General features: G+C 52.6%; 19 protein-coding genes, 3 tRNA genes and 1 pseudogene. 15 read left to right on the top strand and 8 right to left on the bottom strand.

Features of this window, described 5'->3' with window-relative positions:
* The first annotated feature begins 92 nt into the window (after positions 1-92).
* Positions 93-968 (top strand): LysR family transcriptional regulator AmpR, encoded by an 876-nt coding sequence (gene ampR, locus G8S19_RS20125; protein ID WP_101743239.1) that lies wholly within the window; start codon positions 93-95, stop codon positions 966-968.
* Positions 969-1009: 41 nt separating this feature from the next.
* Here ampR and frdD read toward each other — a convergent pair whose 3' ends face one another.
* From frdD to frdA, 4 genes are read right to left on the bottom strand one after another with little or no spacing between them, the layout of a single operon-like run.
* Positions 1010-1369 carry a fumarate reductase subunit FrdD gene (gene frdD / locus G8S19_RS20120; RefSeq protein ID WP_048212909.1) on the bottom strand — a complete coding sequence of 120 codons (360 nt, stop codon included), beginning with the start codon at positions 1367-1369 and terminating at the stop codon, positions 1010-1012.
* A 10-nt stretch (positions 1370-1379) separates the two neighbouring features.
* Positions 1380-1775 (bottom strand): fumarate reductase subunit FrdC, encoded by a 396-nt coding sequence (gene frdC, locus G8S19_RS20115; RefSeq protein ID WP_048212908.1) that lies wholly within the window; start codon positions 1773-1775, stop codon positions 1380-1382.
* 10 nt (positions 1776-1785) lie between these two features.
* Positions 1786-2520: a fumarate reductase iron-sulfur protein gene (frdB, locus tag G8S19_RS20110; protein ID WP_048212907.1), complete on the bottom strand. Its 735-nt coding sequence runs from the start codon at positions 2518-2520 to the stop codon at positions 1786-1788.
* Complete coding sequence (gene frdA / locus G8S19_RS20105; protein ID WP_048212906.1) at positions 2513-4303, bottom strand: fumarate reductase (quinol) flavoprotein subunit; 1791 nt, start codon at positions 4301-4303, stop codon at positions 2513-2515. The genes frdB and frdA overlap by 8 nt, the downstream gene beginning before the upstream one ends.
* A 324-nt stretch (positions 4304-4627) precedes the next feature.
* Here frdA and epmA point away from each other — a divergent pair, with 324 nt between their 5' ends.
* The 4 genes and pseudogenes from epmA (at position 4628) to G8S19_RS20085 (ending at position 8711) form a co-directional block, all read left to right on the top strand.
* Positions 4628-5605 carry an elongation factor P--(R)-beta-lysine ligase gene (gene epmA / locus G8S19_RS20100; protein ID WP_048212905.1) on the top strand — a complete coding sequence of 326 codons (978 nt, stop codon included), beginning with the start codon at positions 4628-4630 and terminating at the stop codon, positions 5603-5605.
* A gap of 216 nt (positions 5606-5821) precedes the next feature.
* Positions 5822-7324, top strand: coding sequence for a glutamate/gamma-aminobutyrate family transporter YjeM (gene yjeM / locus G8S19_RS20095; protein WP_253685792.1), 1503 nt, complete (start codon positions 5822-5824; stop codon positions 7322-7324).
* Positions 7325-7683: 359 nt separating this feature from the next.
* Positions 7684-8396, top strand: a pseudogene (locus G8S19_RS20090) (hypothetical protein).
* Positions 8397-8711, top strand: a complete 315-nt coding sequence (locus G8S19_RS20085; protein WP_003025555.1) for a YjeO family protein — start codon at positions 8397-8399, stop codon at positions 8709-8711.
* An 89-nt stretch (positions 8712-8800) separates the two neighbouring features.
* Here G8S19_RS20085 and mscM read toward each other — a convergent pair whose 3' ends face one another.
* From mscM to rsgA, 3 genes are all read right to left on the bottom strand, one after another.
* Positions 8801-12115 (bottom strand): miniconductance mechanosensitive channel MscM, encoded by a 3315-nt coding sequence (gene mscM / locus G8S19_RS20080; RefSeq protein WP_124020799.1) that lies wholly within the window; start codon positions 12113-12115, stop codon positions 8801-8803.
* Between the two features lie 17 nt (positions 12116-12132).
* Entirely contained in the window at positions 12133-13101 is a 969-nt protein-coding gene (gene asd, locus G8S19_RS20075) for an archaetidylserine decarboxylase (RefSeq protein ID WP_101743325.1), read from the bottom strand.
* 92 nt (positions 13102-13193) lie between these two features.
* Positions 13194-14246 (bottom strand): small ribosomal subunit biogenesis GTPase RsgA, encoded by a 1053-nt coding sequence (gene rsgA, locus G8S19_RS20070; RefSeq protein ID WP_061067093.1) that lies wholly within the window; start codon positions 14244-14246, stop codon positions 13194-13196.
* A 106-nt stretch (positions 14247-14352) separates the two neighbouring features.
* Here rsgA and orn point away from each other — a divergent pair, with 106 nt between their 5' ends.
* From orn to G8S19_RS20050, 4 genes are all read left to right on the top strand, one after another.
* Positions 14353-14898, top strand: a complete 546-nt coding sequence (orn, locus tag G8S19_RS20065; protein ID WP_003839477.1) for an oligoribonuclease — start codon at positions 14353-14355, stop codon at positions 14896-14898.
* A 241-nt stretch (positions 14899-15139) separates the two neighbouring features.
* Positions 15140-15215: transfer RNA gene (locus G8S19_RS20060), tRNA-Gly, on the top strand.
* Positions 15216-15252: 37 nt separating this feature from the next.
* Positions 15253-15328, top strand: a tRNA-Gly gene (locus tag G8S19_RS20055).
* A gap of 155 nt (positions 15329-15483) precedes the next feature.
* Positions 15484-15559: transfer RNA gene (locus G8S19_RS20050), tRNA-Gly, on the top strand.
* Positions 15560-15828: 269 nt separating this feature from the next.
* Here G8S19_RS20050 and queG read toward each other — a convergent pair.
* Positions 15829-16968 carry a tRNA epoxyqueuosine(34) reductase QueG gene (queG, locus tag G8S19_RS20045; protein ID WP_124020798.1) on the bottom strand — a complete coding sequence of 380 codons (1140 nt, stop codon included), beginning with the start codon at positions 16966-16968 and terminating at the stop codon, positions 15829-15831.
* Here queG and nnr point away from each other — a divergent pair.
* The 6 genes from nnr to hfq all read left to right on the top strand — a co-directional run bounded on the left by nnr (position 16967) and on the right by hfq (position 23629).
* A complete protein-coding gene (gene nnr, locus G8S19_RS20040) occupies positions 16967-18514 on the top strand; it encodes a bifunctional ADP-dependent NAD(P)H-hydrate dehydratase/NAD(P)H-hydrate epimerase (RefSeq protein WP_101742901.1) in 1548 nt (515 codons plus the stop codon). The two genes, queG and nnr, sit on opposite strands and share 2 nt — an antisense overlap.
* Complete coding sequence (gene tsaE, locus G8S19_RS20035) at positions 18486-18947, top strand: tRNA (adenosine(37)-N6)-threonylcarbamoyltransferase complex ATPase subunit type 1 TsaE (RefSeq protein ID WP_048212897.1); 462 nt, start codon at positions 18486-18488, stop codon at positions 18945-18947. Before nnr ends, tsaE begins: the two co-directional genes overlap by 29 nt.
* Before the next feature lie 16 nt (positions 18948-18963).
* Positions 18964-20289: an N-acetylmuramoyl-L-alanine amidase AmiB gene (gene amiB / locus G8S19_RS20030; protein WP_124020797.1), complete on the top strand. Its 1326-nt coding sequence runs from the start codon at positions 18964-18966 to the stop codon at positions 20287-20289.
* Positions 20290-20298: 9 nt separating this feature from the next.
* Positions 20299-22167: a DNA mismatch repair endonuclease MutL gene (gene mutL, locus G8S19_RS20025; protein WP_253685790.1), complete on the top strand. Its 1869-nt coding sequence runs from the start codon at positions 20299-20301 to the stop codon at positions 22165-22167.
* The gene (gene miaA / locus G8S19_RS20020) at positions 22160-23110 is read left to right on the top strand and encodes a tRNA (adenosine(37)-N6)-dimethylallyltransferase MiaA (RefSeq protein ID WP_253685788.1); all 951 of its coding nucleotides are present in this window, start codon (positions 22160-22162) and stop codon (positions 23108-23110) included. The genes mutL and miaA overlap by 8 nt, the downstream gene beginning before the upstream one ends.
* 210 nt (positions 23111-23320) lie before the next feature.
* Positions 23321-23629, top strand: coding sequence for an RNA chaperone Hfq (hfq, locus tag G8S19_RS20015; RefSeq protein WP_003025584.1), 309 nt, complete (start codon positions 23321-23323; stop codon positions 23627-23629).
* The last annotated feature ends 15 nt before the right edge of the window (positions 23630-23644 follow it).

Below are 23644 nucleotides of genomic sequence, written 5' to 3'. Positions count from 1 at the left end.
CCCATCAGACGCGACCAGTTTGTTTGATTTGTACCGTGTTGACAAACGGTTAAATTTAGCAGCAGATATAAGTTTTTCTAACGGGTTAGATGATGACGCGTAGCTATATCCCACTTAATTCTCTACGGGCTTTTGAAGCGGCCGCCAGGCATCTCAGCTTTACCCGCGCAGCAATTGAGCTGAATGTAACGCATTCTGCCATCAGCCAGCATGTGAAAGCGTTGGAGCAGCAGTTGAATTGTCAGCTCTTTATTCGCGTTTCACGAGGCCTGATGCTCACGACAGAAGGTGAGAGTCTGTTACCTGTACTTAATGATTCTTTCGATCGTATGGCGGCGATGTTAGACCGCTTTGCCGGTAACCAGTCTCAGGAAAAACTGAAAATTGGTGTGGTGGGCACTTTTGCGGTGGGTTGCCTTTTCCCACTTCTACACGATTTTAAACGGTGTTATCCGTATATCGATTTACAGCTTTCTACGCATAATAACCGTGTTGATCCTGCTGCAGAGGGGCTGGATTATACCATTCGCTACGGAGGGGGAGCCTGGCACGATACTGATGCGCAATATTTATGTAGCGCGCTGATGTCTCCGCTTTGTTCACCCGAGCTGGCCTCTCAGATTCAGACTCCTGCAGATATCCTGAAATTTCCTCTATTACGATCGTATCGTCGTGATGAATGGGCGCTGTGGATGCAGGCCGCTGGAGAAGCGCCGCCGTCACCGACGCACAACGTGGTGGTGTTTGACTCGTCGGTCACCATGCTGGAAGCCGCGCAGGCGGGGATTGGTGTGGCAATCGCCCCGGTCAGAATGTTCACGCATTTACTCAGTAGTGAGCGTATCGTACAGCCGTTTTTAACGCAGATTGATCTGGGGAGTTACTGGATAACGCGTTTGCAATCTCGCCCGGAGACACCTGCGATGCGCGAGTTTTCTCGTTGGCTGATCGGGGTATTGCACAAATAAAAAGGCCCGCCAGTGGCGGGCCTAATAGGTAACAACTGCGATTAGATAGTCAGAATGCCAATCGCTGTTACAACGGTCAGGATAGCAGCCAGGCCGTAGAATACCCATTTGCCAGCAGGCACGTGGATTTTCAGGTCATGCATAGCGTGGTGCATACGGTGTAAACCACACCACAGCGGCAGAACGATCATCAGGAACAGAAATGCGCGTCCGATGAAGCTCTGGGCAAATGCCATAATGCGCTCATAGCTCAGCGCATCGCCCGGGAACAGACCCAGCGGCAGCATAATACCAACCAGCAGAACCACTACCGGCGCAATGATTGCGCCCCACATACCACCTGCACCAAACAGACCCCAGAATACAGGTTCGTCAGAGCGTTTTGGATTTGGATTAATCATCCCGGACTCCTTACCAGTACAGGGCTACATACAGTATGACTACGGTCACTACCGCAGTAACTACCCAGAGACCTTTGATGATCGGCTCTGGCCCCATTTTTTCGTCTTTTACGATGATGTTGGCGGCTTTCGGTGCCAGCTCAAACCAGGTTTTGGTATGCAGCAGTGCTGCAGCCAGGACAACCAGGTTGAGGATGACCACCACCGGGTTTTGCAAAAAGCCGACAAAGCCCATCCAGGACTCAGCACCATGCTTCAGAGCAAACAGGCCGAAAATCAGTTCAATACTGAACCAGACTGCCGGAACTGCCGTGCCTTCGCGCAGCATGTAAAAGCGATAAAATGGCAGCTTTTTCCACCAGGTGGACGTCATCGGCCGCACATAGGGTTTGCGTTTAGTCGTCATCATGCACTCCTTAGCGTGGTTTCAGGGTAGCGATAAGAAAGTCTTTTGAACTTTCAACTTTACCCTGCTGAATGGCCGCAGCCGGATCGACGTGTTTCGGGCAGACTTCGGAGCAGTAGCCCACGAAAGTACAGGTCCAGACGCCGTTCGGGCTGTTCAATTGAGCCATACGCTCCTTCTTACCGTGGTCGCGGCTATCTTCGTTGTAACGATGCGCCAGCGTAATCGCAGCCGGTCCAATGAACTCAGGGTTCAGGCCGAACTGCGGGCACGCGGCGTAGCACAGACCGCAGTTGATGCAACCGGAGAACTGATGATATTTCGCCATCTGCGCCGGAGTCTGGGTGTTTGGACCCTGATCCGGAGTACGCGGGTTACCAATGATATACGGCTTGATCGCTTCCAGACTTTCGATGAAGTGCGTCATATCGACGACCAGATCGCGTTCAATCGGGAAGTTGCCCAGCGCTTCAACCTTCATACCGTTGGTGTAATCACGCAGGAAGGTTTTGCACGCCAGTTTCGGCACGTTGTTGACCATCATGCCGCAAGAGCCGCAAATTGCCATACGGCAGGACCAGCGATAGCTCAGGTCTGGTGCCAGGTTATCTTTGATGTAGCCCAACGCATCCAGCAGAGACGTGGTTTCATCATAAGGAACTTCATAGAAAGCACTGTGCGGCGCGGTATCGGTTTCCGGGTTATAGCGCACCACCTCAACTTTCAGGTTTTTCAACTCAGCCATTCGCCTTCTCCTTCTTATCGGCTGCTTCCGCTTCGCCACCGTAAACACGTTTAGCCGGTGGCAGAGTGGTGATTTTCACGTCGCTGTATTCCAGGCGAGTCGTGCCGTCAGCATCGCGGAAGGCGAGGGTATGTTTGAGGAAGTTCACGTCGTCACGCTCGGTGCAGCCTTCATCCAGACGCTGGTGCGCGCCGCGGGATTCTTTACGTGCCAGCGCGGAGTGCGCCATACATTCGGCAACGTTCAGGCCGTGACCCAGTTCAATGGTGTACAGCAGGTCGGTGTTGAATACGCTGGAAGTATCAGTGATACGTACGCGCTTGAAGCGCTCCTGCAGTTCCGCCAGCTTATCAACGGTTTTCTGCATGAGTTCCGGTGTACGGTAGATGCCGCAACCTTCTTCCATGGAGATACCCATTTCGTCACGGATCTTAGACCAGTTTTCGTTACCTTCCTGGTTAACCAGATCTTTCAGACGTTTTTCAACGCCAGCAACCTGTGCATCAAGAGCTGCACTGTTTGCAGCGCCAGCTGTTGCAGCGCGTTCCGCAGCTTGTTCACCGGCCATACGACCGAAGACCACCAGTTCCGCCAGGGAGTTAGAGCCCAGACGGTTAGCGCCGTGCAGACCAACAGAGGAACATTCACCCACCGCGAACAGACCTTTAATACGGGTTTCGCAGTGCTGATCGGTTTCGATACCGCCCATGGTGTAGTGTGCGGTCGGGCGTACCGGGATCGGTTCTTTAACCGGATCGACACCCACGTAGGCTTTCGCCAGTTCGCAGATGAACGGTAAACGTTCGAGCAGTTTTTTCTCGCCGAGATGGCGCAGGTCGAGGTGAACAACATCGCCACGTGGGGTGGAGATGGTGTTGCCTTTACGCCATTCGTGCCAGAAAGCCTGAGAAACTTTGTCACGCGGACCGAGTTCCATGTATTTGTTTTTCGGCTCGCCCAGCGGAGTTTCTGGACCCATGCCGTAGTCTTGCAGATAACGGTAGCCATTTTTGTTGACCAGAATACCACCTTCACCACGGCAGCCTTCAGTCATCAGGATACCGGAACCAGGCAGACCTGTTGGGTGATACTGAACGAATTCCATATCACGCAGCGGAACGCCGTGGCTCAGCGCCATGCCCATACCGTCGCCGGTTACGATGCCGCCGTTGGTGTTGTAACGGTAAACACGACCCGCGCCGCCCGTTGCCATCACGACTGCGTTAGCACGGATTTGTACCAGGGTGCCTTCCATCATGTTCATGGCGACCAGGCCGCGAGCATGACCGTCGTCCACCAGGATATCCAGAACGAAGTGTTCATCAAAGCGCTGAATTTGCGGGAACTGCAAAGAAGTTTGGAACAGCGTATGCAGCATGTGGAAGCCGGTTTTATCCGCGGCAAACCAGGTACGCTCGATTTTCATGCCGCCGAAGCGACGTACGTTGACGCTACCGTCTTCACGGCGGCTCCATGGGCAGCCCCATTGTTCCAGTTGCGTCATTTCAGTTGGGCAGTGGTGGACAAAGTAATCCACGACATCCTGCTCACACAGCCAGTCTCCGCCTGCTACCGTATCGTGAAAATGGTAGTCAAAGCTGTCATGATCCTGCGCGACAGCAGCAGAGCCGCCTTCGGCAGCAACGGTATGGCTGCGCATTGGGTACACTTTTGAGATCAGTGCGATTTTAGCGTTGGGATTTGCTTGTGCGGCAGCAATTGCTGCACGCAATCCCGCGCCACCGGCGCCTATAATGGCAAGATCGGCTTGAAAGGTTTGCACGACATTCCTCCAGATTGTTGTTATTTCATCCCCGCCCGAATTCAGATGCTTAATCGGATTCAAACAGGTTATGAACGCGTTTCCACTGCTCCTTTATAGGTACAATAGTATAGTCTTAGGGATGTGAGGGAAATTTGACGTGTTCGATTTTTTTAGCGTATCAGAGGGCTGAATTATCATTGAATTTGATTAATTTAATTACTAAACCACCCAATGTTGCTTTTTTTACCCGCCAGCCAGTGTTTATTATTCCCGCGTGAAATTTGTCTCGCTAGCGCGATACGAGTAGACTTCGTGCCCTTGTCTGAAATCGGAGAAACAACCATGAGCGAAACGGCAACCTGGCAGCCGAGCGCGTCCATCCCCAATCTGTTAAAACGTGCAGCAATTATAGCGGAGATTCGTCGCTTTTTTGCCGATCGTGGAGTGCTTGAGGTTGAGACACCTTGCATGAGTCAGGCGACGGTAACGGACATCCACCTGTTCCCGTTCGAAACGCGTTTCGTTGGCCCTGGTCATTCCCAGGGGATGAACCTCTATTTAATGACCAGCCCGGAATACCATATGAAGCGCCTGCTGGTCGCAGGATGTGGCCCGGTGTATCAGCTATGTCGCAGCTTCCGTAATGAGGAGATGGGACGTCATCATAATCCTGAGTTCACCATGCTTGAGTGGTATCGCCCACACTACGACATGTATCGCCTGATGAACGAAGTGGATGATTTGCTGCAGCAAGTGCTGGACTGTTCACCTGCCGAAAGCCTTTCTTACCAGCAAGCTTTCCAGCGTCATCTGGAGATTGACCCGCTGTCTGCGGATAAAACCCAACTGCGGGAAGTGGCGGCGAAGCTGGATCTCAGCAATATCGCGGATACTGAAGAGGACCGGGATACCTTGCTGCAACTGCTGTTTACAATGGGCGTTGAGCCACATATTGGCAAAGACAAACCAACGTTTGTGTACCATTTCCCGGCCAGTCAGGCGTCACTGGCACAAATCAGTACCGAAGATCATCGCGTGGCTGAGCGTTTCGAAGTTTATTACAAAGGTATTGAGCTAGCGAATGGTTTCCATGAGTTGACTGATGCACGTGAACAGCAGCAACGATTCGAGCAGGATAATCGTAAACGTGCCGCGCGCGGCCTGCCGCAGCAGCCCATTGACACCAACCTGCTTGAAGCGTTGAAGGTTGGGATGCCGGATTGCTCTGGCGTGGCGCTGGGTGTTGACCGTCTGGTGATGCTGGCGCTGGGCGCTGAGAGTCTGGCTGACGTTATCGCCTTTACCGTCGATCGTGCATAACGGGTTATCCCTCTACAATACAAAGTGGCGATAAAACCGCCACTTTGTAGCACATTTTTTCACTTTCCCTCTAATGGCCACAATTTACATCTGGATATCTGATATCGTTTAGGTATCAATTCTGTGTTGATTTTTAATTGCTGAACTCTGCAAAGAGAGCGGTGCCAATCGGTGAGCGGCGTTTGCGAAACGTTTGCCAGAGTAAGGGATAGTTGAATGACCCAAACAATAAAGAAGATGAGCCTGCCAGGTCTCATCCTTATGATATTTACGTCAGTTTTTGGATTTGCCAATAGCCCTTCGGCTTTCTATTTAATGGGATACAGTGCTATTCCATGGTATGTATTTTCTGCATTATTATTCTTTATTCCATTTGCTTTAATGATGGCGGAAATGGGTTCCGCCTATCGGAAAGAAGAGGGCGGAATCTATTCGTGGATGAATAATAGCGTTGGACCTCGCTATGCCTTTATCGGCACCTTTATGTGGTTCTCCTCCTATGTTATCTGGATGGTCAGTACTGCCGCGAAAGTCTGGGTACCTTTTTCAACCTTCTTGTTTGGCGCAGACATGACCCAGCACTGGCGTATCGCGGGGCTTGAGCCTACGCAAGTCGTCGGACTGCTCGCCGTTGGCTGGATGATTCTGGTGACCAGCGTGGCATCCCGGGGTATTAATAAGATTGCCCGTATTACGGCAGTAGGCGGAATTGCCGTAATGTGTCTTAATTTAGTTCTGTTGTTAGTGAGTGTCGCTATTTTGTTATTAACTGGTGGCCACTTTGCTCAGAATATTAATTTTATCTCCTCGCCTAATCCGGGATATCAGCCCGGTCTGTCCATGCTGTCATTTGTGGTATTCGCCATTTTTGCTTACGGCGGAATAGAGGCCGTGGGTGGATTAGTTGATAAAACGGAAAAACCCGAAAAGAACTTTGCAAAAGGCATTGTTTTTGCCGCGATTGTGATTTCTGTGGGTTATTCGCTGGCCATCTTTTTATGGGGTGTTAGCACCAACTGGCAGCAGGTATTAAGTAATAACTCGGTCAACCTCGGCAATATTACTTATATCCTGATGAAGAGCCTCGGGATGACGTTGGGTAATGCGTTGCATCTTTCCCCTGAGACCGCGATGGCGATGGGCGTATGGTTCGCGCGTATCACCGGGCTTTCGATGTTCCTTGCCTATACCGGTGCTTTTTTTACCCTTAGCTACTCGCCGTTGAAAGCGATTATTCAGGGTACGCCGAAGGCATTGTGGCCCGCGCCGATGACCAAACTGAATGCGGTGGGGATGCCGACGACCGCAATGTGGTTGCAGTGTCTGCTGGTAAGCCTGTTTATCCTGCTGGTTTCGTTCGGCGGCGATACGGCTTCAGCGTTCTATAACAAATTGACCCTGATGGCGAACGTATCCATGACGCTGCCGTATTTGTTCCTGGCGCTGGCATTCCCATTCTTCAAATCCCGCGTGGGGTTGGAAAGACCGTTTGTTATTTTTAAAACCCGCGCGGCGACGCTACTGGCAACAGGCGTGGTGGTGCTGGTGGTGACGTTTGCCAACGTATTTACCATTATTCAGCCAGTGATCGAGGCCGGAGACTGGAACAGCGCATTGTGGATGACCGGTGGCCCGATCTTCTTCTCACTGCTGGCGATGGCGATCTATCAGAACTACAGTCGCCGCGTTAACCGTCAGCCGGTTCTGGTGACAGAGTAAATTGGGCCGTTGTAGGCCGGATAAGGCAATGCAGCCATCCGGCAATCAGCATCGAATTGCCTGATGGCGCTACGCTTATCAGGCCTACAAGACCCACACTGTAGCCCGGCCTAACGCAGTGACGCCGGGATTTCCCGGTGCGAGTGTTAGCGACGTTATTACTCATACACATCGTCCATAAATAATATGGTATTTATGGACGATAGATTAGTGTTGTAATTATTTTTTAGATAAATGCTATTTACTGTGAATTATATCTTTAATCAATTGCTTTAAATGTTTTTGATATTTTATGTTTCTGTTTCTCGCTTAATGTAGTATCCAGTGGTTTACTTATCTTTTAAGCTAAGGACAGTGACATGCGTGATTCGGTTATTTTCTGTAAAGTCGATAGCTATGGTTTTCCACATTGGAATGGTGTGGATTTTCTTCGTTGGAAAACTCTTCCAACAAATTGGCGTTTTGATACAGGGACTGCACATTTATGGATATATAAAACAGCATGGTTAGTTTATCATAGAAATATGCTAAAAAAATCGGCTGAGGAAGCCCAAATCCCTCTATTGTTGTTGGCTGGTGTCGCTGCAGCAGAGGTGGGGGGACGCCAGAAAGATTTAAGTCAGTGGGTGTATTACAAGTCAGACAAATTCTGGAAACTATCTCGCGAAGGGAGGATAAGGCCTTATCTAATGCTACTTCAGTTGGTTCTATCGCAATACAGCTGGGTGTGGCCGCTAGCACGATGGGCATCAGGCCCGATAAGTTGACCTCTTTTGAGCAGTTTCAGCTATCGAATTGTCTGCTGGATAATCGCTTTAATATTCGGGTTGTCGCGTTTCATTTGCGCGATCTTATTATGTTAAGTTACCCTGGGAAAGATACTGCTCATCTTACCGATGAGCAAATTATTATTATTGGCTCAAGATATAATCGTGGTACCCAACGAGAAATTCAAAGCATTACTGATTCTATTTCTGCTCCGGTTGGTACTAAACAGCGTGAATACAGTGAGTATGGGCGGCGAATTATTGAGAAAAAGACAGCAATAATGGAAATTATGCGAGGAGGATGAATGAATTCGAAAGCCATATCGCTGAATGTTATCTGGGGAACAGTAAGTTTCGTTCTGATTATTATTTTCTCTACCCAGGATAAAGAGTGGTTTATCGATGGGCTGGGGGTTAATAATATTTGTGACCTGATGACCTATGTTGAAAGTGATGATATCCGTGATGCTGGTATTATCTTCACGCTCCCGCTTTTTATTCCCTATATCTATGTCATTGCATACAGGAAGCAGCGTAGTTTCTGGCAGTTACTGACGGTGACGGTATTGGTTTGCTTTTGGCTATGGCGCTTCTTCCTGCGATACCAGTTCTGCCTGTAATCCAATAGTCTGGTAGCCCGGCCTAACGTAGTGACGCCGGGATTTCCCCTGTGTCGGTGCCAGCGCCCCTCGTCCGGGCTACTCAGGTATTACAAACTTCCCGCCGGGCGACTGCCTCTGCCCGCAGAACTTAACGTTCTCCCCGTTTGCTTACCCCCCAGACTCTCCAGACGCATCTGGAATGGTGGGAACGGCATATCGATACCGTGCTCGCGGAAGCCTGCCAGAATCAGCTGGTGTATCTCGTGGCGCAGTGGCATACGGTGCCCCATCTCTGCGGCATAAATACGCAGTTCGAAGATTTGAATCCCCTGCTGCAGATCAACCAGAAAGACTTCTGGCGCCGGGTTATCGATAACCAGCGAACAGCGGTGGGCGGCGGTAAGCAGGATTTGTGTGACTTCCTCGCTGTTAGCTTCCGACGGCGCCGGGATAGTTAACACGACACGCGTGACCGAGTCAGATAGTGACCAGTTGATAAACTGCTCGGTGATGAACGCTTTGTTGGGCACGATGATCTCTTTGCGGTCCCAGTCGCTGATGGTCGTGGCGCGGGTATTAATTTTCGTCACGCTACCGGTGAGATCGCGAATGGTCACCGTGTCGCCAATACGGATTGGTTTTTCAAACAGGATGATCAGGCCGGAAATAAAGTTGGCGAAGATCTCCTGCAAGCCAAAGCCTAGCCCGACACCGAGAGCCGCCACCAGCCACTGCAGTTTGGACCACTCAATACCGATCATCGAGAAGCCCACCAGGCCGCCAATCAGCATCAGCAGATATTTGGTGATGGTGGTGATGGCATAACCGGTGCCGGGGGTTAAATCCAGGTGCTGCAGCAACGCCAGCTCCAGCAATGCGGGCAGGTTTCGCACCAACTGCGTCGTGATGATAAACACCAGAATCGCAATTAACACCGCACCCAGTGTAATGGGCTCTAAACTTTCCACGCCCTGCACCGTGGAGGTGACATCCCATAGTGAGATATTTTCCAGGAAGCCGAAAGCGGAATGAATTTCTGACCACAGCACGATAACCGAAAGCAGGGCGATAAGCATCAGGATAGAACGTACCAGGCGCAGCGATTGCGCGCTGATTGCATCCAGATCCACTTCGCTTTCATCTACATCAATCGTACCTTCAAGGCTGGTGGAATGAGGTGGTTCTTCTTCGCCCCGCGCACGCTGCGCCAGCATTTCGGCGCGTCGATGTTTGGCGCGGTCAAACGCCAGGCGGCGGCGCTGAATTAGCATCCAGCGGCGGATGACGTGATACACCACCAGTAATAAGAACCAAATCGCCACGGATGTTTCCAGGCGTGCCAGCAGGGCTTGCGATGTGGCGAGATAACCCACTGCCGCGGCGAGAATAGCAATCAGCGGCGCGCCCATCAGCATATTCCACAGCATGCTATTGACCATGTTATCGCTGTTGCCCTCTTTATCGAGGTACAGCGGTATCCCGGCGCGTTTCAGGCTCAGGGTCACGACCGCCAGCGCACCGCAAATCAGAATAAAGCACAGACGTCCCAGTGAGGCGGAGAATTCCCGGTCATTGAGATTATCAAACATAATCACCGCCATGATCAGCGGGACAATCAGTCCGATGCTCATCAGGTAGTAGTGCATAGCTTTCGCGACGCGGTTACGTGGCCAGCCAAAGTGGGCAATGAACAGACCGTTGGGACGCGCAAAGGTGGCGCAAATCATTACCGCCCATAGCATAGGCACCGTGGCGGTTACGCCATCGCCGATAGCAACAGCCAGCGGGTAAGGCCAGGCTTCCTGCAACCCGTAACCGAGCGTTGCCCACAGTACCGGTAACGGCGAAGCGACGAGTATTGACCAGAAAACCGTGCGTATCGTCAACCAGAAGTGGTCCTGGGTGACTTTCCCGACCCGCGCTGATGAACGTTCCAGAAAGCGAGTAAAGTGTTTACGTGAAGAAAGGCTAAACCCAACCAGCACCAGTGCACCGAACAGTGGTAGCAGCGTTTCCTTGCTGGTCAGCATCATGATAGTGGCTTTGCCAAGCTGATTAAATGTATCGAGTGAGATCAGACGGCGCAGATCCTGAACAATATCGACGGGCCAGGAGAGCGAGATGGGGCTGACGTCTGATGTCCAGAACAGATAACGGTGCGTCGCCTCGTTGACCTCTTTCAGGGCGTCTTCCAGTTGGCTATTGGAGACTTTTAGCTTAGTGAGCTCGAGGATCAGCGTATCGCCACCCTGTAGCAGAGAGTTCAGCAGTTCACGCTGAGTGCGCAACTGGGCGTTGAGAATGCTGCTCTGCTCAGCGGTTAGTGGTTGCCCGTCGGCCTGGTGAATTTGACGTAATTGCGGCTGCTTGTTGAGGAGGTCTTCATAGCGCATACGGTGTACGCGCAGCTGCGCCATTTCGGTATCTAACTGCTGGGGTTTGGGCATTTCTGGCAGACGAGAAACTTGTGCACGCAGTGCTTCTCCCAGCATATTTGAAACCCCAAGCCACTGAGACTGCTCTCGCAGCGTATTCAAGGCCTGACGTACCTGCAACGTTTGGCTGGTGGCCTGACGCTGCTGCGAGGCGACCAGGTCCATACGTTGCGCCTGCTGGTTCAAGGCCTGAGACAACTCGCGGTTAACCTTGAACTGATCGACAATACCTTCCGGCAGTCCCGCGCTGTTTTCTGCCAACAGTTCCGTGCTCTCCAGCGCACGTTCGGCTTCACGCTGGCGCTGGCTGTTGAGTTGGTTGCGTAATGCTTGCAGATAAGCGTCGAGTTGTTGGCTCTGCTTTTCTGCCAGTTCGGAGCGCATTCGCGCCAGTTCCTGGCGGTTGTTTGCGGAAAGCTGCGCCAGCTCCAGTTCATCGACCTGGGCTTTAAGTTTGGCGGATTCAGCTTGCATCGCTTGATTCTGCGCGGAATTGCCGTTGGCGGTACCAATGCGCCGCTCAAGCTCATTGAGCTGGCGGCGGGCATCGGTTTGCTGTTGAGGAAGCTGGCTTAACGAGTCGGCGATTTCCCGGGCGCGATCCTGCTCCTGTTGAGCCTGGCGGCTTTTATCCAGTAACTGACTGCTGACCTGAAGGATTTCCTGGTTTAATGCATCCGTCGTGAGGCCGGTCGGTACGCTACGCGGTTCGTCGCGCAGGTTGTTTAGCTGCGCGCGTAATGTTGCGGACAGCTTGGGGAAGTTATCGATAACCTGCTGATATTGTTCAGCACGCTCAAGGGAGCCTTTCCGCTCTTCGAGAGCATTCAGCGCGGACTGGAGCGCCTCGACGGTTTCTGGCTGAGCGGGTTTTGCCGCCTTTGCCTGCTCCAGTTCCTGGGTGAGTTGTTTGGCATCGGGGGCCGTCGCAGCGTACGCCCCCAGGCTGAGGCACCAGGCCATCAGAAAAGTGATAATCAGGCGCACAGCAGCGATTCCTATGTTTAACTTTCGTCTTTTTTGTCGTCAACCAGCGGGCTGGCGTCGTGTTCTGCTTCGATCTCTTCTTTCGGCAATGGCGCGAGTTCTGCCTCTGGCGTCACGAAGGTCTCGGTAGAGATGGCCATCGGCTGGCCGATTTTGGTCACGGAAAGATCCTGCAACTGCTCAACCAGGTTAACTTTGCCAGGTGCGAACAGGTTGATGACGGTAGAACCGAGCTTAAAGCGGCCCATTTCCTGACCTTTCAGCAGCGCCACCGACCCTTCGCTTTCGCCTTCCGGCCATGTCCAGCGTTTGATGACGCCTTCACGCGGTGGGGTAATGGTGCCAGCCCATACGGTTTCAATGCTGCCGACGATGGTCGCGCCGACCAGAATCTGCACCATCGGGCCGAATTCGGTATCAAACAGGCAAATAACACGTTCGTTGCGGGCAAACAGGTTCGGCACGTTCTGCGCGGTCAGGATGTTCACAGAGAAGAGATCGCCCGGTACATACATCATTTCACGCAGGATACCGTTACACGGCATGTGTACACGGTGGTAATCGCGAGGAGACAAGTAAGTGGTCACAAACGTACCGTTGCGGAATTTGTCCGCCATCTGGTAGTTGCCGGCCAGCAGCGCTTCCAGGGTATAGCTGTGCCCTTTGGCCTGTAGCAGTTTGTCTTCTTCAATGTTGCCTAACTGGTTAATCACGCCGTCAGCGGGCATGACCAGGACGTTTGGATCGGTGTTGATCGGGCGTGCGTCGTCGCGCAACGGGCGAACAAAGAAGTCGTTAAAGGTGCGATAGCTGGCAGTGTCCGGCTTTTGCGCCTCTTTCATGTCGACCTTGTAGTATTTCACGAACAGATCGATAACCAGTTTAGTCAGCCATCCCGCTCGTTTGCTCGCACCCCAACCCGCCAGGCGAGTGAGCCATAGTTTCGGCAGAATGTATTGTAGCGAAAGCTTAAATGAGTTTAACAAGGTAGCCTCCAGGCCATAATTTGTTCCCGATCCGGCATGTGGGCCGGATCCTGAAAAAAGGGGGACGATTCTAGCGATGCTTAGCTTAGTTGTCAGTCGTCTGTATCAGAAAAGTTTTTACGCGTTTTTACCTGCGCCATGCTTTCCAGGATGCGGTGATAATTTTCAAACCGAACCTCAGCAATTTTCCCTTCCTCGACAGCTTCACGAATTGCACAGCCCGGATCTGCATCATGTTTACAGTCGCGGTACTTGCAATGACCTAAATAGTCATGAAATTCGACAAAGCCATCAGTGATTTGTTCCGGTTCAAGATGCCACAGCCCAAACTCACGTACACCGGGGGAGTCGATGACATCGCCGCCGTGAGGGAAGTGGTACAGGCGAGAAGCTGTTGTGGTGTGCTGCCCAAGACCAGAGTTGTCGGAGACATCATTGGTCAGGATCTCTTCCTGCAGGCCGAGAAGGTTATTGAGCAGGCTGGATTTGCCTACGCCCGACTGACCGGCGAAAATGCTGATGCGATCGGTTAATGCTTCTTCAAGCGGTTTCAGACCGTCTTTAGTGCGGCTTGAGACCATCAACACGCGATAACCAATGTGGCGATAAATATCCATCTGCTCGTTAACGAAGGCCATACCTTCGTCGTCCAGCAGATCAATTTTGTTGAGTACGATGATGGGCTCTACGTGCAAGGTTTCGCAAGCCACCAGATAGCGGTCGATAATATTCAGTGACAGCTCAGGTAAGATGGCTGAGACAATTACGATTTGATCGATGTTGGCCGCAATGGGTTTCACCCCGTCGTAAAAGTCCGGGCGAGTGAGTACTGAGGTACGCTCATGTACCGCCTCAACGATCCCTTTAACATTCACGCCCTCTGCTGCCGCTTTACCCGGACGCCAGACTACACGATCGCCGGTAACCAGCGAACGAATGGTACGGCGGATGTTGCAACGGTGAATTTCCCCGTCAGCAGATTCTACGTCGGCATGCATGCCAAAACGGCTGATAACGATGCCTTCAGCGGTCTCGCCAAACAGGTTGTCGTCGTAGTCGGGCTTCTCCGCGGACGTTTTAAGACGACGCTGGTGATTGGCGTTCACGCGGCGCTGTTGGCCTTTGGAGAGTTTATTCTTACTCAATCGGACTGGCTCCTGGTCGCCCATAATGGGCAAAACATTTATGATACACGCAATTTTAGATGAATATAGTCACACTGAATGTGACGTCTGAAGGGTGGAAAATAGCATGAGTGCCAATGAAAACAACCTGATTTGGATCGATCTGGAGATGACAGGTCTGGATCCCGAGCGCGATCGCATTATTGAGATCGCTACGCTAGTGACTGATGCCAACCTGAATATCCTGGCTGAAGGACCGACAATTGCGGTGCATCAGTCTGATGAGCAACTGGCGTTAATGGATGACTGGAACGTACGTACGCATACCGGAAGTGGGCTGGTGGAACGCGTAAAAGCGAGCACCATGGGCGATCGTGAAGCCGAACTGGCGACGCTGGCCTTTTTAAAAGAGTGGGTTCCGGAAGGGAAATCACCTATCTGTGGCAACAGCATCGGCCAGGATCGCCGTTTCCTGTTTAAATACATGCCGGAGCTGGAGGCGTATTTCCATTATCGCTATCTGGACGTCAGCACGCTCAAAGAACTGGCACGTCGTTGGAAGCCGGAGATCCTGGCTGGCTTCACCAAGCAGGGAACGCATCAGGCGATGGATGACATTCGTGAATCTGTTGCTGAGCTTGCTTACTATCGCGAACATTTCATTAAGCTTTGATTTTGTGGATTGCCGGGTGGCGGCTACGCCTTACCCGGCCTACGAATATCGTTCCTGTGAGCTTGCACTGAGGCAGAATTGTCGCTAAATTAGACGACTTGCCGATAAATTCATCACTTAAACAGAAAAATGAGAAAATCGCTTTTCGGGGGGTTGCAGCTAAGCGGATTTCTCGTATAATGCGCCTCCCGTAACGACAGAGAATTACGCGTTACGGCAGCAACAAAAGCAGTACAGATTTGCGGGAATAGCTCAGTTGGTAGAGCACGACCTTGCCAAGGTCGGGGTCGCGAGTTCGAGTCTCGTTTCCCGCTCCAAAATTTGAAAATGCTTGTAAAGCAAAGACACACCCAAGCGGGAATAGCTCAGTTGGTAGAGCACGACCTTGCCAAGGTCGGGGTCGCGAGTTCGAGTCTCGTTTCCCGCTCCAAAATTTGAAAGTGCTTATAAGCACAGACCACCAATCGCAGGATTTCGAATTGCGACAAGGCGGCAACTGAATGAGTCCTTAGGAGCTTACTGAAGTAAGTGACTCAGGTGAATGAAGGCAGCCAACGCAGTAGCAGTTCGAAAGACGAAGATTATGCGGGAATAGCTCAGTTGGTAGAGCACGACCTTGCCAAGGTCGGGGTCGCGAGTTCGAGTCTCGTTTCCCGCTCCAAATTCTTACCCCAATAAAAATATCCACAACGAATAATCGCGTTGGGGACGTTTTGTTTCGTCATTGACATACTCTTGTAAACAGACTTATCCACAGGCTCGGGTATTATTCCTGGAATACAAAAAACTTCGCTGGGTGAATAGTATCATTTTAACTATTTGAAATTATTGAATTAATTATCATTTCAAATTGTTAATGCGATCACTTGACGATTTTTTCCCTCTTGAATATCAATGTGTTTTTATTTTTATACACAAGCTGTGGATGACTTACGCGTCGCGCGGCAGACCCTTTTCAATGACCCTGACCAAACGTTGTTTCTTCGGTAACTGCACCTCAACTACGCAGGCATTTCGCTTCTCGATTTGCTGAGCAACCGCCCAGTCTATGTGTTCGTCGAGAAGTGGGTGCTCACCTCTGCGACTTTCCAGAGCGTGAATAACCGCGTCATCCCATGGGGCATTACCCAACGCAACGGCGATATTTCGCAGCCAGCGCAGGTGGCCAATACGGCGAATGGCAGAACCTTCCGTGACTTTTAAAAACCACGCTTCGCTCCAGCTAAACAGCTCTATTAACTCCGGAGCATGAAGTTGCTTGCGGGGGGAGAAGTCATCCTCTGTCGTCAACTGCGAATAGCGGTTCCATGGGCAAATGAGCTGACAATCATCGCAGCCGTAAATTCGATTCCCCAACAGAGGACGAAATTCTTCCGGGATAGCACCTTCCAGTTCGATAGTGAGATACGAGATACAGCGGCGTGCGTCTACCGTGTAGGGTTCCACGATGGCCCCGGTGGGACAGATGGTCATACAGGCAACACATTTCCCGCATCCTTCTTCGACTGGCTTATCGACCGGCAGGGGCACGTCGATCAGTAATTCCCCGAGGAAGAAAAATGAACCTGCTTCGCGATTGAGGATAAGTGAGTGCTTACCTGTCCAGCCAAGTCCGGCTTTTTCCGCCAAAGGACGCTCAAGAATGGGCGCGGAATCGACAAAAGGTCTAAAATTCAGCGAAACGCAGTGCTGTTGAATCCTCTCTCCCAGCTTTTTTAAGCGGTTACGCAGTAGCTTATGGTAGTCGCGCCCAAGCGCGTAACGGCTGACGTAACCGAGTGAGGGGTTTTTCAACGTGCTGGCAAAGGCGGCATTAGCAGGCAGATAGTTCATACGTACGCTGATGACGCGTAGCGTACCGGGTAATAATTCGTGAGGTCGGGCGCGCATCATGCCGTGACGGGCCATCCAGTCCATCTCGCCGTGGTATTGTTTATCCAGCCAGGCCTGCAGTTTGGGCTCCGCTTCGCTGAGGTCGGTATCGGCAATACCGACCTGCTGAAAGCCAAGCTCCAGCCCCCACTGCTTAATATTTTGCGCTAACTGATTGAGATCGAGGGGCTCTGACATGACGGACCATACAATGAAGAAAAACCCCGCAAGTATACCACACTCCATCTGGCACGCCGATGACATCAGGCGGATGGAGCGAGAGGCGGCAGACAGTTTAGGGCTGACGTTGTATGAGCTGATGCAACGGGCGGGAGAGGCGGCGTTTCAGGTCACCCGCGAGGCCTATCCGAATGCCCAACACTGGCTGGTGCTCTGCGGTCATGGCAACAACGGCGGTGATGGTTACGTGGTGGCAAGACTTGCCAAAGCGCTGGGGCTTGAAGTCACGTTGCTGGCGCAGGAGGGTGACAAGCCACTCCCCGAGGAGGCGCAGCAGGCGCACGACGCCTGGCTTAACGCCGGTGGCGTGATTCATGCTGCGGATATTAACTGGCCAGACAGCGTGGACGTCATTATTGATGCGCTGTCAGGTACTGGCTTAAAAAACGCGCCGCGTGAACCTCTCCCGGCGTTGATCGAACGTGCCAATAGCCACCCAGCCCCTACAATCGCAATCGACATTCCATCCGGCCTACTGGCGCAGACAGGGGCGACGCCGGGGGCTGTCATCAACGCTGCGCACACCGTTACCTTTATTGCGCTCAAGCCTGGTCTGCTCACCGGTAAAGCACGCGATGTCACCGGACGTCTGCATGTTAACGCACTCGGGCTGGACGACTGGCTGGCGGGGCAGAACGCGCCATTGCAACGTTTTGATGCTCAACAGCTTACGCACTGGCTAACGCCGCGTCGACCCACCTCGCACAAGGGCTCCCACGGTCGGCTGGTGATTATCGGTGGTGATCACGGTACGGCAGGGGCAATACGCATGGCCGGGGAAGCTGCGCTGCGCGCAGGAGCCGGGCTGGTCAAAGTGCTGACGCGCAGTGAAAACATTGCGCCTGTTCTGACTGCCAGACCAGAACTGATGGTCGATGCGCTGACGCCGCAGACGCTGGAAGAGAGCCTGGCGTGGGCGGATGTGGTGGTGATAGGCCCAGGGCTTGGTCAGCAGGAGTGGGGCAAAAAAGCGCTGCAAAAAGTGGAGAATTTTCGCAAACCGATGCTCTGGGATGCGGATGCGCTGAACCTGCTGGCAATCAATCCCGATAAACGTCACAATCGCGTGATCACGCCGCATCCTGGTGAAGCCGCGCGACTGCTGGGCTGTTCCATTGCAGAAATTGAAGACGATCGCTTACTTTGTGCGCAACGTCTGGTAAAACGGTACGGCGGCGTGGTTGTGCTGAAAGGCGCGGGTACGGTTGTTGCTGCTGAACAGGCTGAGCTGGGTATTATTGATACCGGCAATGCCGGGATGGCCAGCGGCGGAATGGGTGATGTGCTTTCCGGTATTATTGGCGCATTGCTCGGACAGAAGCTTACCCCGTATGATGCAGCCTGTGCGGGATGTGTTGCGCATGGTGCGGCAGCGGATGTGCTGGCGGCGCGTTTTGGTACGCGTGGCATGCTGGCGACAGATCTCTTTACCACGCTACAGCGTATTGTTAACCCTGATGTGATTGACGTTTATCATGATGAATCGAGTAATTCCACTACCTGATGAACAGGCGACTTTAGACCTGGGACTGCGGGTAGCTAAAGCCTGTGACGGCGCGACGGTAATTTATTTGTACGGCGACCTGGGGGCGGGTAAAACCACTTTCAGCCGGGGATTCCTGCAGGCGTTAGGCCACAAAGGTAATGTAAAAAGCCCCACCTACACGCTGGTTGAACCCTATGCGCTCGATAATTTGATGGTATATCACTTCGATCTGTACCGACTTGCGGACCCGGAGGAGCTGGAATTTATGGGGATCCGCGATTATTTTGCCAATGATGCCATCTGCCTGGTGGAATGGCCGCAACAAGGTAAAGGTGTACTACCAGACCCGGACGTCGAAATACACATTGAATATCAGGCGCAAGGTCGTGAGGCGCGCGTAAGTGCTGTCTCCTCATCGGGTGAATTATTGCTGGCGCGTTTAGCCGATTAACCTTAAGGGTGGCGGGATGATTTATCGCATCAGAAACTGGCTGATGGCAACCCTGGTCCTGCTGTGCGCGCAGGCAGGGGCCGCCAGCCTCTCCGATCTTCAGGTTTCCAATGGCGATCAACAGGCGCGGATTACGCTGAGCTTTATTGGCGATCCTGAATACGCCGTGACTCAGGACGGGAAACGAACCGTCGCGTTGGATATTAAACAAACCGGTGTGATTCAGGGATTACCGCTGCTGTTTAGCGGCAATAATCTGGTGAAATCTATCCGTTCCGGCACGCCAAAAGATGCGCAGTCTCTGCGCCTGGTGGTGGATTTAACCGAGAACGGCAAAGCCGAAGCCGTTAAACGTCAGAACGGTGGCAATTATACCGTTGTGTTTACCATCAAAGCGGATGCGCCACCGCCGCCACCGCCAGTGGTTGCGAAGCGTGTTGAAGCGCCGGTTGTCGCCCCTCGTCCTGCCGAGCCTGCGCGTAACCCGTTTAAAGCGGAAAATGATCGCACGACGATCGTTACTAACAGTAATACCTCCACACGACCTGCGGCGCGCGCCAGCACCGGTAACGGCGATAAAGTGGTTATTGCCATTGATGCCGGACACGGCGGGCAGGATCCTGGCGCGATTGGCCCTGGCGGCACGCGTGAGAAAAACGTCACGATTGCCGTGGCGCGCAAACTGCGCAGCTTGCTCAATGATGACCCGATGTTTAAAGGGGTACTCACCCGTGATGGCGATTACTTTATCTCGGTGATGGGCCGTTCTGATGTTGCGCGTAAACAAAACGCCAATTTCCTGGTCTCTATTCATGCGGATGCCGCGCCAAACCGGGATGCCACCGGCGCTTCCGTCTGGGTTCTGTCAAACCGTCGGGCGAACAGTGAGATGGCCGGCTGGCTGGAACAGCACGAGAAGCAATCAGAGCTGTTGGGCGGCGCGGGCGATGTGCTGGCAAACAGCCAGTCCGATCCTTATCTCAGCCAGGCCGTGCTGGACCTGCAGTTCGGCCATTCGCAACGTGTCGGGTATGATGTGGCGACCAGCATGATCGGCCAGTTAGAACGTATTGGCTCGATGCATAAGCGTCGTCCTGAACACGCCAGTCTGGGGGTATTACGTTCGCCTGATATCCCGTCAGTGCTGGTTGAGACCGGCTTTATCAGTAACAACAGCGAAGAGCGTCTGTTGGCGAGTGATGATTATCAGCAGCAGCTGGCCGAGGCGATTTACAAAGGATTGCGTAACTATTTCCAGGCGCACCCAATGCAAACCGGGCCGCAGGGCGCACAGGCGCAAACCGCCAGTGCGGTATCGCCTGGTAACACGTTAACAAATTAAGGATTAGCCATGCCGATTCAGGTTCTACCGCCACAGCTGGCGAACCAGATTGCCGCAGGCGAGGTGGTAGAACGGCCTGCGTCAGTGGTGAAAGAGCTGGTGGAAAACAGCATTGATGCTGGTGCGACGCGCATTGATATTGATATTGAGCGCGGTGGTGCGAAGCTTATCCGTATTCGTGACAACGGCTGCGGGATTAAAAAAGACGAGCTGGCGTTGGCGCTGGCGCGTCATGCCACCAGTAAAATTGCTTCGCTTGACGATCTCGAGGCCATCGTGAGCCTCGGATTTCGCGGCGAAGCGCTGGCCAGTATCAGCTCAGTCTCTCGTTTAACCCTGACGTCGCGCACGCAAGAGCAGCCTGAAGCCTGGCAAGCCTATGCTGAAGGGCGCGACATGGATGTGACGGTTAAACCTGCCGCGCATCCGGTGGGTACTACGCTGGAAGTGCTGGATCTGTTTTACAACACGCCAGCCCGACGCAAATTTATGCGCACCGAGAAAACTGAATTTAATCATATCGACGAGATTATTCGCCGCATTGCGTTGGCGCGTTTCGATGTGACAATTAATTTGTCACACAACGGCAAAATGGTGCGCCAGTATCGTGCCGTAGCGGCGGATGGACAAAAAGAGCGCCGGCTGGGCGCGATTTGCGGCACGCCGTTTCTGGAGCATGCGCTGGCGATTGAATGGCAGCATGGCGATTTAACCCTGCGCGGCTGGGTGGCCGATCCGAACCACACAACGGCTGCGCTGGCGGAAATCCAGTACTGCTATGTGAATGGCCGGATGATGCGCGACCGGCTGATCAACCATGCTATTCGTCAGGCCTGTGAAGATAAGCTGGGAGCCGATCAACAACCCGCTTTTGTGCTGTATCTGGAAATCGACCCGCATCAGGTGGATGTTAACGTACATCCTGCCAAACATGAGGTCCGTTTTCATCAATCCCGCCTGGTGCACGATTTTATTTACCAGGGCGTGTTGAGCGTCCTGCAACAGCAGCTTGAAACATCGCTGCCGTTGGCTGACGACAATGAGCCTGCCCCAAGGCACATCCCGGAAAACCGTGTCGCCGCCGGACGTAACCATTTTGCCGAACCGACTCCCGCGCGCGAACCAGCGACACCGCGTTACTCTGCTTCCACTGGCGCTGGAAGCGGCAGTAGTGGCGCAGGCCGTCAGGCAGCGAGCTGGCCGCATGCCCAGCCTGGATATCAAAAGCAGCAGGGCGAAATTTATCAGCGCCTGCTGCAGACACCGGCTCCAATGCACAAACCACCGGTCACTGAAACGCCGGCAGCACCTCTTACCGGTAACAGTCAAGGGTTTGGAAGGGTGCTGACTATCGTAGGGACCGACTGTGCATTACTGGAAAGCGATAGCCAGATTCGGCTGCTGGCGTTACCTGTTGCGGAACGGTGGTTGCGGCAGGCGCAGCTTACGCCCGGCCAGGCCCCTGTTTGCGCTCAGCCATTGTTGATCCCGTTACGTCTAAAAGTCACCGCTGATGAAAAAGCAGCGTTGCAAAAAGGGCAGAGCCAACTGGCCGATTTGGGGGTTGAATTTCAGCTGGATGCGCAGCATGTGACCATCCGGGCGGTGCCTTTACCCTTACGCCAACAAAATTTACAAATCTTGATTCCTGAACTGATAGGCTACCTGGCGCAGCAAACCGTATTCGAAGCGGGCAACATTGCGCAGTGGATTGCACGTAACCTGATGAGCGAGCATCCGCAGTGGAGTATGGCCCAGGCGATTACTCTGTTGGCGGATGTTGAGCGGCTATGCCCACAACTCGTGAAGGTACCGCCGGGTGGTCTGTTACAACCTGTTGATTTACATTCGGTAATGAACGCCCTGAAACATGAGTGATACCTGTAAGGCGAGCCTGCCAAAGGCGATTTTTTTGATGGGGCCAACGGCCTCCGGTAAAACAGCATTAGCAATTGAATTGCGTAAAGTTTTGCCCGTAGAGTTGATAAGCGTTGATTCCGCCCTTATTTACAAGGGGATGGATATCGGCACCGCGAAGCCTGATGCTAATGAATTGAAGGCCGCACCACACCGATTGCTGGATATTCGTGATCCGGCGCAAGCGTATTCTGCTGCGGATTTTCGTCGCGATGCGCTAGCCGAGATGGCCGATATCACCGCAGCGGGGCGTATCCCGCTGTTAGTGGGTGGCACTATGTTATATTTCAAAGCCTTGCTTGAAGGGCTGTCGCCGTTACCGTCGGCGGACCCGGAGGTCAGGGCCAGAATCGAGCAGCAGGCGGCAGAGCTTGGATGGGACGCGTTACACCGACAGCTTCAGGAGATTGACCCGGTAGCTGCAGCGCGGATTCATCCAAATGATCCGCAAAGACTTTCCCGGGCACTGGAAGTTTTTTTCATTTCGGGTAAAACTTTAACGGAGCTGACGCAAACGTCAGGAGATGCTTTGCCGTATGAGGTGTACCAGTTTGCGATCGCTCCGGCGAGCCGTGAATTGCTCCATCAGCGAATTGAGCAGCGTTTTCATCAGATGTTAGCTTCAGGTTTTGAAGCAGAAGTCCGGGCGCTTTTTGCCCGAGGAGATTTGCATACGGATTTGCCTTCCATTCGTTGTGTCGGGTATCGCCAGATGTGGTCATACATTGAAGGCGAAATTTCATACGATGAAATGGTTTATAGAGGTGTTTGCGCCACGAGGCAGTTAGCGAAGCGGCAGATAACCTGGTTGCGTGGTTGGGAAGGGGTGCACTGGCTTGACAGTGAAAAGCCTGACCAGGCGCGAAACGAAGTATTACAGGTTGTTGGTGCTATCGCGAACTGAATGTGTACAATTGAAACGTATCGTGCGCAATTTTTCAGAACCATAAGGTTCAATACGCAAAGTCATTCAAGTTGCATCAAGGCAGCAAGAGAGTGAATCCCCAGGAGCTTGCTCAAGTAAGTGACAGGGGGGAACGAACGTCGCTAACGTAGAGGCAACCTGAAGGATGAAGCGTATTAAGTACAAATAAGCATATAAGGAAAAGAGAGAATGGCTAAGGGGCAATCTTTACAAGATCCGTTCCTGAACGCACTGCGTCGGGAACGTGTTCCAGTTTCTATTTATTTGGTGAATGGTATTAAGCTGCAAGGTCAAATCGAGTCTTTTGATCAGTTCGTGATCCTGTTGAAAAACACGGTCAGCCAGATGGTTTATAAGCACGCGATTTCTACTGTTGTCCCGTCTCGCCCGGTTTCTCATCACAGCAATAATGCCACCGGCGGCACTGGCAGCAACTACCATCACGGTAGCAACGCGCAAGGTTCATCTGCGCAACAGGACAGCGAAGAAACCGAATAAGGTTGTTAGCTGTTT

Origin of the sequence: Citrobacter sp. SX206 (assembly GCF_024181025.1) — a bacterium.
Lineage (GTDB): Bacteria > Pseudomonadota > Gammaproteobacteria > Enterobacterales > Enterobacteriaceae > Citrobacter > Citrobacter youngae.
The sequence above is the reverse complement of the archived record's forward strand: the minus strand, read 5'-3'. Positions and strand labels throughout refer to the sequence as shown.